Origin of the sequence: Streptomyces gottesmaniae (genome assembly GCF_031845845.1) — a bacterium.
Classification (GTDB): domain Bacteria; phylum Actinomycetota; class Actinomycetes; order Streptomycetales; family Streptomycetaceae; genus Streptomyces; species Streptomyces akebiae.
Map to the genome: position 1 here is coordinate 56,808 of NZ_JAVRFJ010000051.1, position 14,997 is coordinate 71,804.

The 14,997-nt window shown below is 72.8% G+C and carries 12 protein-coding genes; 5 read left to right on the forward strand and 7 right to left on the reverse strand.

All coding sequences use genetic code 11. From position 1 onward, the window contains the following. Positions 1-61: 61 nt before the first annotated feature. Positions 62-1,411 (forward strand): Gfo/Idh/MocA family protein, encoded by a 1,350-nt coding sequence (locus RM704_RS39530; protein WP_033531459.1) that lies wholly within the window; start codon positions 62-64, stop codon positions 1,409-1,411. A gap of 71 nt (positions 1,412-1,482) precedes the next feature. Here the strand turns inward: RM704_RS39530 and RM704_RS39535 are convergent, their stop codons facing one another. Beyond that, complete coding sequence (locus RM704_RS39535) at positions 1,483-2,715, reverse strand: cytochrome P450 (protein ID WP_033531460.1); 1,233 nt, start codon at positions 2,713-2,715, stop codon at positions 1,483-1,485. A gap of 213 nt (positions 2,716-2,928) precedes the next feature. Between RM704_RS39535 and RM704_RS39540 the strand changes: the two genes are divergently transcribed. After that, positions 2,929-3,384 carry an SRPBCC family protein gene (locus RM704_RS39540; RefSeq protein WP_033531461.1) on the forward strand — a complete coding sequence of 152 codons (456 nt, stop codon included), beginning with the start codon at positions 2,929-2,931 and terminating at the stop codon, positions 3,382-3,384. A gap of 76 nt (positions 3,385-3,460) precedes the next feature. Continuing rightward, positions 3,461-4,111 (forward strand): class I SAM-dependent DNA methyltransferase, encoded by a 651-nt coding sequence (locus RM704_RS39545; protein ID WP_033531462.1) that lies wholly within the window; start codon positions 3,461-3,463, stop codon positions 4,109-4,111. 66 nt (positions 4,112-4,177) lie between these two features. On the opposite strand, the gene RM704_RS39550 is transcribed toward RM704_RS39545, so the two are convergent. The 6 genes from RM704_RS39550 to RM704_RS39575 all read right to left on the reverse strand — a co-directional run bounded on the left by RM704_RS39550 (position 4,178) and on the right by RM704_RS39575 (position 11,992). Further along, positions 4,178-5,053, reverse strand: coding sequence for a hypothetical protein (locus RM704_RS39550; RefSeq protein WP_033531463.1), 876 nt, complete (start codon positions 5,051-5,053; stop codon positions 4,178-4,180). Positions 5,054-5,145: 92 nt separating this feature from the next. Then, positions 5,146-6,300: an XdhC family protein gene (locus tag RM704_RS39555; RefSeq protein WP_033531464.1), complete on the reverse strand. Its 1,155-nt coding sequence runs from the start codon at positions 6,298-6,300 to the stop codon at positions 5,146-5,148. A gap of 60 nt (positions 6,301-6,360) precedes the next feature. Then, positions 6,361-7,818: an NCS2 family permease gene (locus RM704_RS39560; protein WP_033531465.1), complete on the reverse strand. Its 1,458-nt coding sequence runs from the start codon at positions 7,816-7,818 to the stop codon at positions 6,361-6,363. Between the two features lie 289 nt (positions 7,819-8,107). Continuing rightward, positions 8,108-10,495, reverse strand: a complete 2,388-nt coding sequence (locus tag RM704_RS39565) for a xanthine dehydrogenase family protein molybdopterin-binding subunit (RefSeq protein ID WP_033531466.1) — start codon at positions 10,493-10,495, stop codon at positions 8,108-8,110. Positions 10,496-10,499: 4 nt separating this feature from the next. Beyond that, the gene (locus RM704_RS39570; RefSeq protein ID WP_033531467.1) at positions 10,500-11,102 is read right to left on the reverse strand and encodes a (2Fe-2S)-binding protein; all 603 of its coding nucleotides are present in this window, start codon (positions 11,100-11,102) and stop codon (positions 10,500-10,502) included. Then, a complete protein-coding gene (locus RM704_RS39575) occupies positions 11,102-11,992 on the reverse strand; it encodes an FAD binding domain-containing protein (RefSeq protein ID WP_033531468.1) in 891 nt (296 codons plus the stop codon). The genes RM704_RS39570 and RM704_RS39575 overlap by 1 nt, the downstream gene beginning before the upstream one ends. Before the next feature lie 263 nt (positions 11,993-12,255). Between RM704_RS39575 and RM704_RS39580 the strand changes: the two genes are divergently transcribed. Next, entirely contained in the window at positions 12,256-13,932 is a 1,677-nt protein-coding gene (locus tag RM704_RS39580; protein ID WP_033531469.1) for a PucR family transcriptional regulator, read from the forward strand. Between the two features lie 150 nt (positions 13,933-14,082). After that, positions 14,083-14,859: a hypothetical protein gene (locus tag RM704_RS39585; protein ID WP_033531525.1), complete on the forward strand. Its 777-nt coding sequence runs from the start codon at positions 14,083-14,085 to the stop codon at positions 14,857-14,859. Positions 14,860-14,997 lie beyond the last annotated feature (138 nt).

Below are 14,997 nucleotides of genomic sequence, written 5' to 3' on the forward strand. Positions count from 1 at the left end.
AGTGGGTCACCTCTTTCGCTAGAAAGCGCTTCCCCCCGTAGTGACCCTAGGGAAGGTCCGGATGTCACAACAAGACCCCTGCACCACCTCCCCACGACCCCGCCGCGCCGCCGTGGTGGGGCTCGGTGCCCGGGCGCGGATGTTCACCGAGGCCCTGACGGGATCCTTCGCGGAACGGGTGGAGCTGGTCGGGCTCTGCGACCTGAACACGCACCGCATGGCCGTCCACAACGCCTGGATCGCCGCCGACCACCCCGGCCGCGCGCCCGTACCGGCGTACGGGGCCGACGAGTTCGAGGAGATGCTGCGCCGCGAGCGGGTCGACCTGGTCGTGGTGTGCACGGTGGACCGGACCCACGACCACTACATCGTCCGGGCCCTGGAGGCGGGCTGCGACGTCGTCACCGAGAAGCCGATGACGACCGACGCCGAGCGTGCCCACCGCATCCTCCACGCCCGGCGGCGGACCGGCCGCGAGGTACGCGTCTCCTTCAACTACCGCTACAACCCGGTGCATTCGGCCGTACGGGAGCTGCTCGCGAGCGGTGAGATCGGCGAGGTCGGCTCGGTGCACTTCGAGTGGCTGCTCGATCTGCGGCACGGCGCCGACTACTTCCGCCGCTGGCACCGCGACAAGGCGAACTCCGGCGGCCTCCTCGTGCACAAGTCGACCCACCACTTCGACCTGGTCAACTGGTGGCTGGACACCCGCCCCGACACCGTCTTCGCCCAGGGTGGCCTCTTCTTCTACGGCGACGAGGCGGGCCCCCGCCGAGGACTCGCCCGGGACTACACCCGCGCCCACGGCTCCCCGGCGGCCGAGTCCGACCCCTTCGCCCTGCGCCTGCGGGACTCCCCCGTCCTCACCTCGCTCTACCTGGACGCCGAGCGGGAGGACGGCTACCACCGCGACCAGAACGTCTTCGGTCCCGGCGTGACCATCGAGGACGACATGGCGGTCCTCGTGCGGTACGCCTCCGGGGCGACCCTGACGTACCACCTGACGGCGTACGCGCCCTGGGAGGGGTACCGCATCGCCTTCAACGGCAGCGAGGGGCGCGTCGAGCTGCTGGTGGAGGAGTCCACCTGGACCCGCCCGCACGTCCCCGTCACCGGTGCGAGCCCCGTCCTGCACGGCGCCGAGGCGGGCGCGGAACCCGGCAGGACCCAGCTGCTCGTACGCCGCTTCTGGGAGCCGCCGCGCGAGGTGAAGGTGGAGACGGACGCGGGCGGACACGGCGGTGGAGACGTCCGCATGCTGGCCGACCTGTTCGGGGAGCGGGTGCCGGACGCGCTGGGGCGCGCGGCCGACGCCGTGGACGGCGCACGGTCGCTGGTGACGGGGCTGGCGGCGAACCGGTCGCTGGAGACGGGGATGCCGGTGGCGGCGCGGGACCTGCTGCACGTGTGAAACCGCACCGCTCCGCGCGCCGGGGCCGCCACGCGCCGGCCCCCGGCGGGGACTCCAGGGGGTCCGGCAGGTCACCAGAGGAGTTCGAGGCGTTCCGGGGACCGATGGATCAACGTCGGCCGCATGGTGATCCGTTGGCCCTCGGCCAGGCGCAGGCCCGGCAGTCGGCTGGTCAACAGCTCCAGTGTCAGGCGGAGTTGTTCGCGGGCGAGCTGTGAGCCGGGGCAGGTGTGGGCGCCGAGGCCGAAGGAGAGGTGACGGCTGCCGGCGGGACGGGCGATGTCGAACTCGTCGGGGCGCGGGTGGCGTGAGGCGTCGCGGTTGGCGCCGGCGAACGCGAGGAACACCGGTGTCCCGGCGGGAAGTTCGGTGCCGGCGAGGGTGACCGGGCGCGTGGTGACGCGGCGGAAGCCCTGCAGCGCGGTGTCGTGGCGGGCGGCTTCCTCTATGGCGGCCGGGATGCGCTCCGGTTCGGCGCAGAGCAGCTCCCACTGCCGGCGGTCGCGCAGCAGGTGCAGGACGGTGGTCCCGATGAGGGCCGTCGTGGTCAGGTGTCCGGCGATGAGCAGGTTCTGCAGATGGGCCACGACCTGGTGGCGATGGTCGAGGGTCAGCTCGGCGGCGTCCGGTCCGACGACGGAGACGATGAGTTCGGTGCCCAGATCCTCGCGCGGGTCGGCGTGCCGGGCCCGCACGAAGGCGTCGAGCAGGTGGGCCGTGGCGACCACGTCCTCGGCCGCCGCGATCTGCTCGGCCTCCGCCATGGGCCGGAACAGCAACTGCTCGGCCCGGCGACCGCCGTGCACCAACGCCGGTACGTCGTCCGGGTCGAACCCGACGAGACGCCCGATGACCTCCCCGGGCAGCCGCCCCGCGTACGCGGACATCAGCTCGACGCGGCCGCCCTGGCCTTTCTTGACGAAGTCGTCGACCAGGGCGGCGGCCCGTTCGGCTGCGTACGGCAGGACGGCACCGACCCGGGCGGGCGACAGGCCCCGCACGATCGGGGCGCGCAGCTCCTGGTGCAGGGCGCCGTCGGCGGTGACGACCACGGGACGGCCGCCGAAGCCCCCGCCGAGCACGGCCAGCGCGGCGGGCGCGGGCATGACGTCGGGGCGCAGCGCGTTGGCCGAGGAGAAGTCCTCCGGGCGCCGCAGCACCTCTCGTACGTCGGCGTCCCGGGCCACCAGCCAGGAGTCCAGCTCGGGGACGTACGTCAGCCCCTCCGCCGACCTGGCCCGCGCGTAGAGCGGATACGGATCGCGCTGCAACTCGTCGAGTCTGTCGTGCAGTTCAGCGTCCACGAGAGCACCTTCCGGCCAGGGGCGGGCGTGCGGTCGCGCTCATCGTGCCGTACGGCGTGGCAGGGCGATAGGGGCGCTGCGGCGGGTGCGCCGGACGGGCCCGGGGGGCCGGGAGGGCCGCAGCGCCGGGCGGGCGTCGGGGCATCCGGGTACGCGACCCTCCGCGCGCCCCGGCACCCGCCTCCGCCACGACTGTTCCCTTACGCTCGCCCCGTGGTTCTCTTCCTCCTGGAACGCCTCACCCCGCTCCCCGTGGACCGTGCCTGGCGGCTTCTGACCGACTGGCCCCGGCACGCGGACGTCGTGCCGCTGACCCGCGTCACCGTGCGCACGCCCGCGCCGACCGGTGAGGGCACGGTGTTCGTGGCCCGCAGCGGTGTCGGGCCGCTCGCCTTCGACGACCCGATGGAGGTCACGGTCTGGCAGCCACCGGAGGCCGGGGCTCCCGGGAAGTGCCGTCTCGTCAAGCGTGGTTCGTTCGTCACCGGCTGGGCCGAGATCGAGGTCCATCCGTACGGTGACGGCGCCTCCCGCACGGTCTGGCGCGAGGACCTGCGGGTGCGATGGCTGCCGGGCCTCCTCGACCGACCGCTGGCATGGACGTCGCGACGTATGTTCGGACGCGCGATGGACGGGCTGCTCGCGGCCGACGGCGGGCGAACGGGCTGAGTCGGCCGTCCCGGCGGTCCTGTCGTCGGCCGCGGTCCGGAGGTCGGTGTCAGACCCTCCCACTACTGTCCGCACCATGACCACAGACCACCACACCACCCGGGAGTCCTACGACACGGTCGCCACCGACTACGAGAAGCTGCTGAGAGACGAGTTGGCGAAGAGCCCGTTCGAGCGGGCCATGCTGGGCGTGTTCGCCGAGCAGGTGCTGGACGCCGGGGGCGGCCGCGTCGCGGACCTGGGGTGCGGGCCGGGGCGGATCACCGGACATCTGGCCTCGCTGGGGCTCGACATCTGCGGCATCGACCTCTCGCCGCAGATGGTCGCCGTGGCCCGCTGGGCCCATCCGCGACTCCGGTTCGACGTGGGCACGATGACCGCGCTCGACTTCGAGGACGGCTGCCTGGCCGGAGCCCTCGCCTGGTACTCCACGGTGCACACCCCGCTCGCCGAACTCCCGCGTATGTTCCGGGAGTTCCATCGGATCCTTGCCCCCGGCGGGCTCCTCGCGATGGCGTACAAGGTGGGCGACGAGTCCGTCCACCTCACGCACGCCTACGGTCACCCCCTCGACCTCGACGTCCACCGCTTCCCGCCCGACCGGATCGCCGAGATGCTGAGGGACGCCGGGCTGGTCGAGTCGGCGCGGCTCGTGCGGGAGGCCGACGGGCCCGGCACCACGGCGAACACCCCTCAGGCGTACGTGCTGGCGCGCAAGCCGGGGTGAGCCGGCGGGTCTCGGGGGGGGGAGGCGGACACCTGGGGGGGGCCGGGGTACTGATGCCGAACGTCGTCAGGACGGGCCCGGGTCCCCGTTGCGGTTGGTGGACAGGCCGTCGCGGCGGTCCCGGTCGCCGTCGCCCGTGGTGCTGAGGAGGGTGTCGCAGATCTCGCGGAGCTTGTCGGTGGCCTGTTTGGAGAAGAGTCCGCAGAGCCCGGCGATGCCGGAGAAGCCGTACGGGTTGGTCGCCCCGGCGCCGGAGCTGCCCGCGAACAGGCCGCCACGCAGGAGGAGATAGACGAGGAGCGCGAGGGCCACCCCGATTCCGGCCCGCAGGAGGTACCACCACAGCCAGCTCGCGTAGAGCCGACGGTTGCCGACGTACGTCGCGAAGGACGTGGCCGCGTGGACGAAGCTGCCGAGCGCGCTGCACACGACCACGGCCAGCAGCATCGCCGTGTCGGCGGTCAGCGACCAGTCCCCCAGGCCGAACGGCGACCAGCGCGCGGTGGCCGTGGGTTCCGCCCCGGGCTCGACCGTCGCCAACACCGCCGGCCAGAGCGTCACCAGGGCTCCGCAGACGAAGACGACGTCGGCGAGGAGGAAGAGCCCGAGGAGCGCGGTCGACACGGTCGACAGCCGCCGTTCGTCGGCGGCGCCGTCGTCTCCGGGCTCACCCGAAGCGTCGCCGTCCCCCGCACCCCCGTCACCGGCGTCGGCGTCGGCCTCACCGGCTTCGGCGCCCTCGGCGGTGCTGCCGTCGGTACCGCTGTCGGTACCGCCGTCCGAGGGTGCGCCGCCTTCGTCGGGGGTGCCGTCGTCGGCGGTGCCGTCGCCAGGCCTTCTGTCTGGAGCGTCGGCGCTCCGCCCCCGCTCGTCCGCGTCCGAATTCCTCGCGCCGTGCGGGCTGTCGGCCCCGCCCCCGCGCGGTCGCTCCTCATCGGTCATCGCACTCAACTGCCCGCCCCCGTAGCGCTGTTGCCCTATCGCAACGGTCGGCCCTGCCGCCCCGGGGGTCAAGTCGGCGGCGCGGGGCGATGTCAGGAGACGCGGAGGCTCGGCAGTTCCGTGAGGGCGGGTGGGCCGTCGTGGTGGATCGGGGTGTGCGCGCCGGTCAGGCGGACCCCGCTGCCGCCCCGCCGGTCGGCGACGATCTCGGCGGCGATCGACAGGGCGGTCTCCTCCGGGGTGCGCGCGCCGAGGTCGAGGCCGATCGGGGAACGCAGCCGGGCCAGCTCCAGCTCGGTGACACCGGCCTCGCGGAGGCGTTCGTTGCGGTCGAGATGCGTGCGGCGGGACCCCATCGCGCCGACGTAGGCGACGGGGAGCCGCAGGGCGAGCCGGAGGAGCGGGATGTCGAACTTGGCGTCGTGGGTGAGGACGCAGAGGACCGTACGGGCGTCGACGGCCGTGCGCTCCAGGTAGGTGTGCGGCCACTCGACCACGATCTCGTCGGCCTCCGGGAAGCGGGCCCGGGTCGCGAAGACGGGGCGGGCGTCGCACACCGTCACATGGTGGCCGAGGAACTTGCCGACCCGGACCAGCGCCGACGCGAAGTCGATCGCGCCGAAGACGATCATCCGGGGCGGCGGGACGGACGACTCGACGAGGACCGTGAGCGGGGCTCCGCACCGCGAGCCCTCCTCTCCGATCTCCAGGGTGCCCGTGCGGCCGGCGTCGAGGAGGGCACGGGCCTCGACGGCGACCGTGCGGTCCAGCTCGGGATGGGCGCCGTAGCCGCCGTCGTACGAGCCGTCCGGGCGGACCAGCAGGGCGCGGCCCCGCAGGTCCGCCGGGCCGGAGACGATCCGGGCCAGGGCCGCCGCCCGCCCGCTCACGGCGGTGGAGAGCGCGGCGGCGGCGACCGGGCGGACGGGGTCGCCGGCCCGCACCGGTGTGACGAGGATGTCGATGACTCCGCCGCAGGTCAGCCCGACGGCGAAGGCGTCCTCGTCGCTGTAGCCGAAGCGTTCGAGGACCGTTTCGCCGTCCGTCAGGGCCTGTCGGCACAGGTCGTAGACGGCGCCTTCCACGCAGCCGCCGGAGACCGAGCCGATCGCCGCACCGTCGGCGTCCACCGCGAGGGCGGCGCCCGGTCGGCGGGGGGCGCTGCCGCCGACGGCCACCACGGTGGCCACGGCGAAGTCACGTCCCTGCTCGACCCACCGGTGCAGTTCTTCGGCGATGTCCAGCATCTCTCGGTCTCCTTCGGCGTCAACGGCGGTGGTGCGGACGGTACGTGGCGGGGACTGCCGCTAGCGCACGCCCATCCAGTTCTCGATGGGGTTCAGGGCGAAGAAGACGACGAAGACCGCCGTCAGGCCCCACATGAACGCGCCGATCTCCCGCGCCCGGCCCTGGGCGAGCCTGATGGCGACGTAGGAGACGACTCCGGCGGCGACGCCCGCCGTGATGGAGTACGTGAACGGCATGATCACGACGGTCAGGAAGACCGGGATCGCGGTGGCGCGGTCGGACCAGTCGACGTGGCGGGCGTTCATCATCATCATGGCGCCGATGACGACGAGGGCGGCGGCCGCGACCTCGCCGGGCACGATCGCCGTGAGCGGGGTGAAGAACAGACAGGCGGCGAAGAACAGCCCGGTGACGACGGAGGAGAGCCCCGTGCGGGCGCCCTCGCCGACGCCGGTCGCCGACTCGACGAACACGGTCTGGCCCGAGCCGCCGGCCACACCGCCGATCGCGCCGCCCGCGCCGTCGACGAACAATGCCTTGGACAGGCCCGGCATACGGCCCTTGTCGTCGGCGAGCCCGGCCTCCGTACCCACGCCGATGATGGTGGCCATCGCGTCGAAGAACCCGGCGAGCACGAGGGTGAAGACGATCATGCCGACCGTCATCGCGCCGACGTCGCCCCAGCCGCCGAACTCGACCTGGCCGAGAAGTGAGAAGTCCGGCATCGAGACCGCGCTGCCGTGCAACTCCGGTGCGCCGCCCGCCCATTGCTTCGGGTCGATGACGTCGAGGGCGTTGAGGAGCACGGCGATCACCGTGCCGCCGACGATACCGAGCAGGATCGCGCCGGGAACGCCCCGGGCCTGGAGCATGAAGATCGCGAGGAGGGTGACCGCGAAGAGGAGGACCGGCCAGCCGGCGAGTTCCCCGGCGGGGCCGAGGCTGACCGGGGTCGCCTTGCCCTGGTGCACGAAGCCGGCCTTGTAGAAGCCGATCAGGGCGACGAACAGCCCGATACCCATGGTGATCGCGTGCTTCAGGGCCAGCGGGATGGCGTTCATGATCATCTCGCGGAGGCCGGTGACGACCAGCAGCATGATGATCACGCCGTACATCACGCACATGCCCATCGCCTGCGGCCAGGTCATCTGCGGGGCGACCTGCGAGGCGATGACGCCCGAGACGGAGAGGCCGGCGGCGAGGGCGAGCGGGACCCTGCCGACGACGCCCATGAGGAGCGTGCTGACGGCTGCCGCGAGCGCGGTCGCCGTGATCAGGGCCTTCTGGCCGAGCGTGGCGCCGGCGGCGTCCGGGCCGGACAGGATGAGCGGGTTGAGCAGGAGGATGTACGCCATCGCCATGAAGGTGGTGACGCCGCCGCGGACCTCTCGGGCGACGGTGGATCCTCGGTGGGTGATGTGGAAGTACCGGTCGAGCGAGGGCCTGCCGGCGGGGACGGGGGGTGGTGTGCCCGTGTCGTCGGCGGTGCTGCTCGGTTTGAGTGAGGGTTGGGTCATGTGGGCCTGCTCCCAAGGTTCACAGGGGCCCGGCCGTCGCCTTCGCTCCGGCCGTTTTGGGAAGGTGCCCGACCCGGGGGACGGCCCGAGACGAACGTGGTGATTGCGGGGGGGTGCGTTGTCGGGTGCGGGTGCGTGGGGGCTGGTCGCGCAGTTCCCCGCGCCCCTTGACGGCATGGGTCGCGCCCGGGGCTTTCAAGGGGCGCGGGGAACTGCGCGAGCAACCACAACGCACCCGCACCCGCAGACGAACCGCACCCCCAGGGTTCTTGGGCGCCCCGGCCGACCGCTACGCCGTACCCGTCAGATGTTCCGGGCGCACCGGCGTTCGGTTCAGTTCCAGCCCCGTCGCGGCCCGGATCGCCGCGAGCACGGCCGGGGTCGACGACAGGGTCGGGGCCTCGCCGGCCCCGCGCAGCCCGTACGGCGCGTGGTCGTCGGCGAGTTCGAGCACGTCGACGGGGATGGTCGGCGTGTCGAGGATCGTGGGGATGAGGTAGTCCGTGAAGGAGGGATTGCGCACCTTCGCGGTCCTGGGGTCGACGACGATCTCCTCCATCACCGCGATGCCGAGGCCCTGGGTCGTGCCGCCCTGGATCTGGCCCACCACGGAGAGCGGGTTGAGCGCCTTGCCGACGTCCTGGGCACAGGCCAGCTCGACGACCTTGACCATGCCCAGCTCGGTGTCGACCTCGACGACCGCCCGGTGCGCGGCGAAGGAGTACTGGACATGGCCGAAGCCCTGCCCGGTCCGCAGGTCGAACGGCTCGGTCGGCCGGTGCCGCCACTCCGCCTCGACCTCGACGGCCTCGTCCCCGAGGACGTCCACCAGGTCGGCCAGGACCTCACCGGCGTCGGTGACGACCTTGCCGCCCTCCAGCAGCAGCTCGGCCGTGGCCCAGGCGGGGTGGTACGTGCCGAACTTGCGGCGCCCCATCTCCAGGACCTTCTCGCGGACCAGCTCGCAGCTGTTCCTGACCGCGCCGCCCGTGACGTAGGTCTGGCGGGACGCGGAGGTCGAGCCGGCCGAACCCACCTGGGTGTCGGCCGGGTTGATGGTCACCCGGGTGACGCCGAGCTCGGTGCGGGCGATCTGCGCGTGGACGGTGATGCCGCCCTGGCCGACCTCGGCCATGGCCGTGTGGACGGTGGCGACGGCTTCACCGCCGACGACCTCCATCCGGACCCGGGCGGTCGAGTAGTCGTCGAAGCCCTCGGAGAAGCCGACGTTCTTGATGCCGACCGCGTAACCGACGCCCCGGACGACGCCTTCGCCGTGCGTGGTGTTGGACAGGCCGCCCGGCAGCTGTCGTACGTCCGCCGCCTCGCCCGCCGTGCGCCACTGCTGCTCGGGCGGCAGGGGCATCGCCTTGACGCGGCGCAGGAGTTCGGCGACCGGGGCCGGGGAGTCGACCACCTGGCCGGTCGGCATGACGGCGCCCTGGGACATGGCGTTGATCCGCCGGAACTCCACCGGGTCCATGCCGAGCTTCGCCGCCAGCTTGTCCATCTGCGCCTCGTAGGCGAAGCACGCCTGGACCGCTCCGAAGCCGCGCATCGCGCCGCAGGGCGGGTTGTTGGTGTAGAGGGCGAGGGCCTCGATGTCGACGTCCTCGATGACGTACGGCCCGGCGCCGAGCGAGGCGGCGTTGCCGACGACGGCCGGGGAGGAGGAGGCGTAGGCGCCGCCGTCCAGGACGATACGGGCCTTGAGGTGGGTGAGCTTGCCGTCCTTCGTCGCGCCGTGCTCGTAGTGGAGCTTCGCGGGGTGACGGTGGACATGGCCGAAGAAGGACTCGAAGCGGTTGAAGACGATCTTGACGGGCTTGCCCGTGCGCAGGGCGAGCAGGCAGGCGTGGATCTGCATCGACAGGTCCTCGCGACCGCCGAAGGCCCCGCCGACGCCGGCCAGCGTCATCCGGACCTTGTCCTCGGGCAGGCCGAGCACGGGGGCGATCTGGCGCAGGTCGGCGTGCAGCCACTGGGTGGCGATGTAGAGGTCGACGCCGCCGTCCTCGGCGGGGACGGCGAGGCCGGACTCGGGGCCGAGGAAGGCCTGGTCCTGCATGCCGAAGACGTACTCGCCCTCGACGATCACGTCGGCGCGCTCGCGTGCCTTCGCCACGTCGCCGCGGATGACGGGCTGGCGGTGGACGATGTTCGGGTGGGAGACGTGCGCGAAGTGGTGGTCGTCGCGGTCCTCGTGCAGGAGGACGGCGTCCGGCGCGGTCGCGGAGGCCTCGTCGGTGACGACCGGCAGTTCGCGGTACTCCACCTTGATCTTGGCGGCGGCCCGGCGGGCGGTCTCCGGGTGGTCGGCGGCGACGATCGCGACGGGTTCGCCGTGGTGACGGACCTTGCCGTGGGCGAGGACGGGGGTGTCCTGGATCTCCAGGCCGTAGTGCTTCACCTCGGTCGGCAGGTCGTCGTACGTCATGACGGCGTACACGCCGGGGGTGGCGAGGGCCTCGCCGGTGTCGATGGAGACGATCTCGGCGTGGGCGACCGTGGAGCGCAGGATGTGGCCCCAGAGCATGTCCTCGTGCCACATGTCGGAGGAGTACGCGAACTCGCCGGTGACCTTGAGGGTGCCGTCCGGGCGGAGCGTGGACTCGCCGACACCGCCCTTGGTGCGGGAGCCCTGGGTGAGGGTGGTGGGCAGGCCGGTGGTTCCCATCCGTTCAGACCCCTTCGGACTGCCGGGCGGCCGCGAGGCGGACCGCGTCCATGATCTTCTCGTAGCCGGTGCAGCGGCACAGGTTGCCCGACAGCGCCTCACGGATGTCCGCGTCGCTCGGGTTCGGGGTGCGTTCCAGCATCTCGTCGGCCGCGACCAGCAGACCCGGGGTGCAGAAGCCGCACTGGACGGCCCCGGCGTCGATGAACGCCTGCTGGATCGGGGAGAGTTCGGTGCCCTCGCCGGTCTGCGAGTCGGTGCCCTCGGCAGCCCACCGCCTGGCCTCGTCGAGCGAGGTTCCCGCCGGGCCGGCCGTACCGCAGGCGGCGGAGGCGCAGCCACCGTGCTCGGCGCGCTGCTTGGCGAAGTCCGCGAGTCCCTCGACCGTGACGACCTCGCGACCCTCGACCTGGCCGGCGGCCACCAGACACGAACACACCGGGACGCCGTCGAGGCGGACCGTGCAGGACCCGCACTCGCCCTGCTCGCAGGCGTTCTTGGAGCCGGGCAGTCCCATCCGCTCCCGCAGCACGTACAGCAGGGACTCGCCCTCCCACACGTCGTCGGCTTCCTGGGGACGACCGTTGACCGTGAAACTGACGCGCATTACGCGACTCCCTCCGTGTGGGCGGCGGTGCCGCGGTAGGACTCCCAGGTCCACATGAGCGTGCGGCGGGCCATGACGCCGACCGCGTGACGGCGGTAGCTCGCGGTGCCGCGTACGTCGTCGATCGGGTTGCAGGCGCCGGCGCACAGGTCCGCGAACTGTTTGGCGACCGACGGGGTGATGATCCGGCCGTTGTCCCAGAAGCCCCCCTCGTCGAGCGCCGCGTTCAGGAACTCCTCGGCGGCCTTGGCCCGGACGGGGGTGGGCGCGGCCGAGCCGATGCCGGTGCGGACGGTGCGCGACGACGGGTGCAGGGCCAGTCCGAAGGCGCAGACGGCGATGACCATGGCGTTGCGGGTGCCGACCTTCGAGTACTGCTGCGGCCCGTCGGCCCTGGCGATGTGCACCGCGCGGATCAGCTCGTCCGGCGCGAGGGCGTTGCGCTTGACGCCGGTGTAGAAGTCGTCGATGGGGATGAGCCGGGAGCCCCGTACGGACTCGGCCTCGACCTGGGCGCCCGCCGCGAGGAGGGCCGGGTGGGCGTCGCCGGCCGGGGAGGCGGTGCCGAGGTTGCCGCCGACGCCGCCGCGGTTGCGGATCTGCGGGGAGGCGACCGTGTGCGAGGCCAGGGCGAGGCCGGGCAGCTCGCCGCGGAGGTTCTCCATGATCTGGGTGTACGGGACGGACGCACCCAGGCGAACCGACTCCTCGCCGACCTCCCACTCGGAGAGTTCGCCGATGCGGTTCAGGTCGAGCAGATGCTCGGGCCGACGGTGGTCGAAGTTGATCTCGACCATCACGTCGGTGCCGCCGGCGATCGGCACAGCGGTGGGGTGCTCGGCCTTCGCGGCGAGCGCCTCCTCCCAGCTGGCGGGGCGAAGGAAGTCCATCTGACCGGCTCTCTTCTTCGTCTGGAGTCGTTCGGTTTGAGCCAGATCGTGTGCGGCGGGCCCGGCTCGTGCAGGTGCTGTTCAGGTGTCTTGGGCTCAGTACACAGCGCCCTCCTCCACCCCGGTCAGTCACGGAAACCATGAAGGAGTTGGCTGGCCAGGGCGCTCATCTTGTAGATTCGTATGAACGGAGGCCCTCTGCAACCTCTAGGTTTTCCCCTGGAAACATCCTTGTTCCCGAGACAGGAACGGCGGCGACGAGAATGCGCCTGCGCGCACTGCTGGACACCGACGCGCTGGGACTGCGGCTGCTCGGCGGCGAGGACGAGCTGGACCGCACCGTGCGCGGTGTGATGACCACCGACCTCAGAGACCCCAGCCGCTATCTCTCCGGCGGCGAGCTGGTGCTCACGGGCCTCGCCTGGCGCCGCGACGCCGCCGACTCCGAACCCTTCGTACGGATCCTGGCGGGCGCCGGGGTCACCGCGCTGGCCGCCGGGGAGGCCGAGCTGGGCGACATTCCCGAGGACCTCGTCGTGGCCTGCGCGCGTCACCGGCTGCCGCTCTTCGCGGTCAACGAGTCGGTGGCCTTCGCGACCATCACCGAGCACGTCGTACGGCAGGTCTCCGGCGAGCGCGCCGGGGACCTGGCGGCCGTGGTGGACCGGCACCGCCGGATGATGACCTCGGGCCCGGCGGGCGGCGGCCCGGACGTCGTCCTGGACCTGCTGGGCTCCGACCTGGACCTGCGCGCCTGGGTGCTCTCCCCCGCCGGCCGGCTCGTCTCGGGCCCCGAGGACGCCGGACCGGCCCTCCCCGCCGAGTTGCGCGCGCGGCTGTCGGCCGAGCACCTGGCGGCGACGCGCGCCGGGCGGCGCGGACCGCACCGCGTGGCCGTCGGCACCACCACGTACTCGCTGTTCCCGATCAGCAGCGCGGGCCGGGGCACGGGCGGCGCCCCCCGCGAGGTCCGCGAGACCCTGCTGTCGGACTGGCTCCTCGCGGTCGAGGCCGACGCCGGGGACTGGCCCGCCGAACGGCTCGACCTGCTGCACGGCGTCACTCAGCTGATCGCGGTCGAGCGCGACCGGCGCGACGCGGCCCGTACGGTACGGCGCCGGCTCGCCCAGGAGGTCCTGGAGCTGGTGCAGGCGGGGGCCGTCCCGGCCGAGATCGCGGCCCGGCTGCGGGTGGCCGCGCCGGTGCTGCTGCCCGGTCTGGGGGCGGCGCCGCACTGGCAGGTCGTCGTGGCGCGGGTGGAGTGGGAGGACGGGGAGATCGACAGCGGCCCGGTCACCCAGGCGCTCCTGGAGGAGATCCTCGTCGATCCCCTGTCCACGGGCCCCGAGCCGTCCGACCGCATCGCCGTCGCCCACACGGGTGAGGAGGCCATCGCCCTCGTCCCCCTCCCGGCCGTCTCCTCCGAGCACGACGGCTCGGAGTCCGGCATCCACGCCGACACGCTCCTCGCGGCCGTACGGAACCCGCTGAGCGCCGGTCTCGACGACGACGGACGGCTCACCCTGGGCGTCAGCGCGGCCGTGCACTCCGCCGAGGGGCTGCGCGGCGCCCTGGAGGAGGCCCGGCATGCCCGCCGGGTGGCGGCGGCGCGCTCCGGCCGGGTGTGCGCGGCCGGCCACCAGGAACTGGCCTCGCACGTCCTGCTGCTCCCCTTCGTCCCCGACGACGTGCGCCGCGCCTTCACGGCCCGGCTCCTCGACCCGCTGCGCGACTACGACCGGCGGCACCGCGCCGAGCTGATCCCCACCCTGGAGGCGTTCCTGGAGTGCGACGGCTCCTGGACCCGCTGCGCCGCACGCCTCCATCTGCACGTCAACACGCTGCGGTACCGGGTGGGCCGCATCGAACAGTTGACGAGCCGGGACCTCTCCCGACTGGAGGACAAACTGGACTTCTTCCTGGCCCTGCGCATGAGCTGAGGCCACGGGGTGGTGGACGAAGATCCAAGTGCGCCGTCCGCACCCCATGACTTTGTGAATTCCTTCACCCACCCCCTTGGCCGGGCCACGGGATTCGTGCTGAGATGCCGCCACCACTCAAAGCTCAAGGACGTGCTCGGGGAGGGCAACGTGGCGCATACCGCCATGTCTGGTGACGGAACGACAGCCGGTGACGATCCACTCCAGACCGCGGTATGGCGGCTGCGCTCACGCGCCTGCTGGGTCGACGCGGCCGCCCTGATCGAGCCCGACGGTCCACAGGCCTCGCTCCAGCGGACCGCGCTGCTCGTCGAGCGCTGTCTCTACACCGAGCAGGGCTGGGAGGACGCCGAGGACGCGCTGCGCACGGCCGAGGCGCAGGCACGCACCGACGACGAGCGCGGCGCGGCCGCCTGTGAGCGCGGCCAACTGGCGTACGCGGCCACACTGCTCGGGGTCCGGGACCGCTCCGACGAGGCGCGCGCCGCGCTCGGCCGGGCGGCGGCCCTGATCGCCCCCGGCGCGCGCGGCCGGGCCCTGCTCGACTTCCGGCGGGGTCTCATCGCCGAGAACCTCGCCCGCTCCCCGCAGGCCGCGCGCGCCGCCTACCGTCGGGCCCACGCCGGTGCCACCGCCCACGACGACCTGCTCCTGCAGTCCTTCACCTGGCGCCATCTCGCCGGTCTCGCCCTGCGGGACGGCGAGTTGGCCGAGGCACGGCACGGCTTCGCCGAATCCCTGCGCATCCGGGAGGAGTTGGGCTACCTCGTGGGCACCGCCCCGGCGCTCGTCTCCCTCGCCGAGACCGAGTCCGAACCGGAGGCCTCGCGACTGCGCGAGGAGGCGGGGCGGTTGTTCCGCCTGCTGGGCGGTGTACCGACGTGGCTGGCACGGCAGCTGGCCCCACCACCGGCGGCGACAGCGTGACGTTCGTGACGGCGCCTCATGGCTCGGGGGAGCGGGTTCGTCGGCGGGGGCGGGTCCGGGGGGCACCGTACGCGCGAGCCGCATGACCACCGGCACCTGGAGCAGTGCCCGCACCTCCGCCAGCTCGGCCAGCTCCCG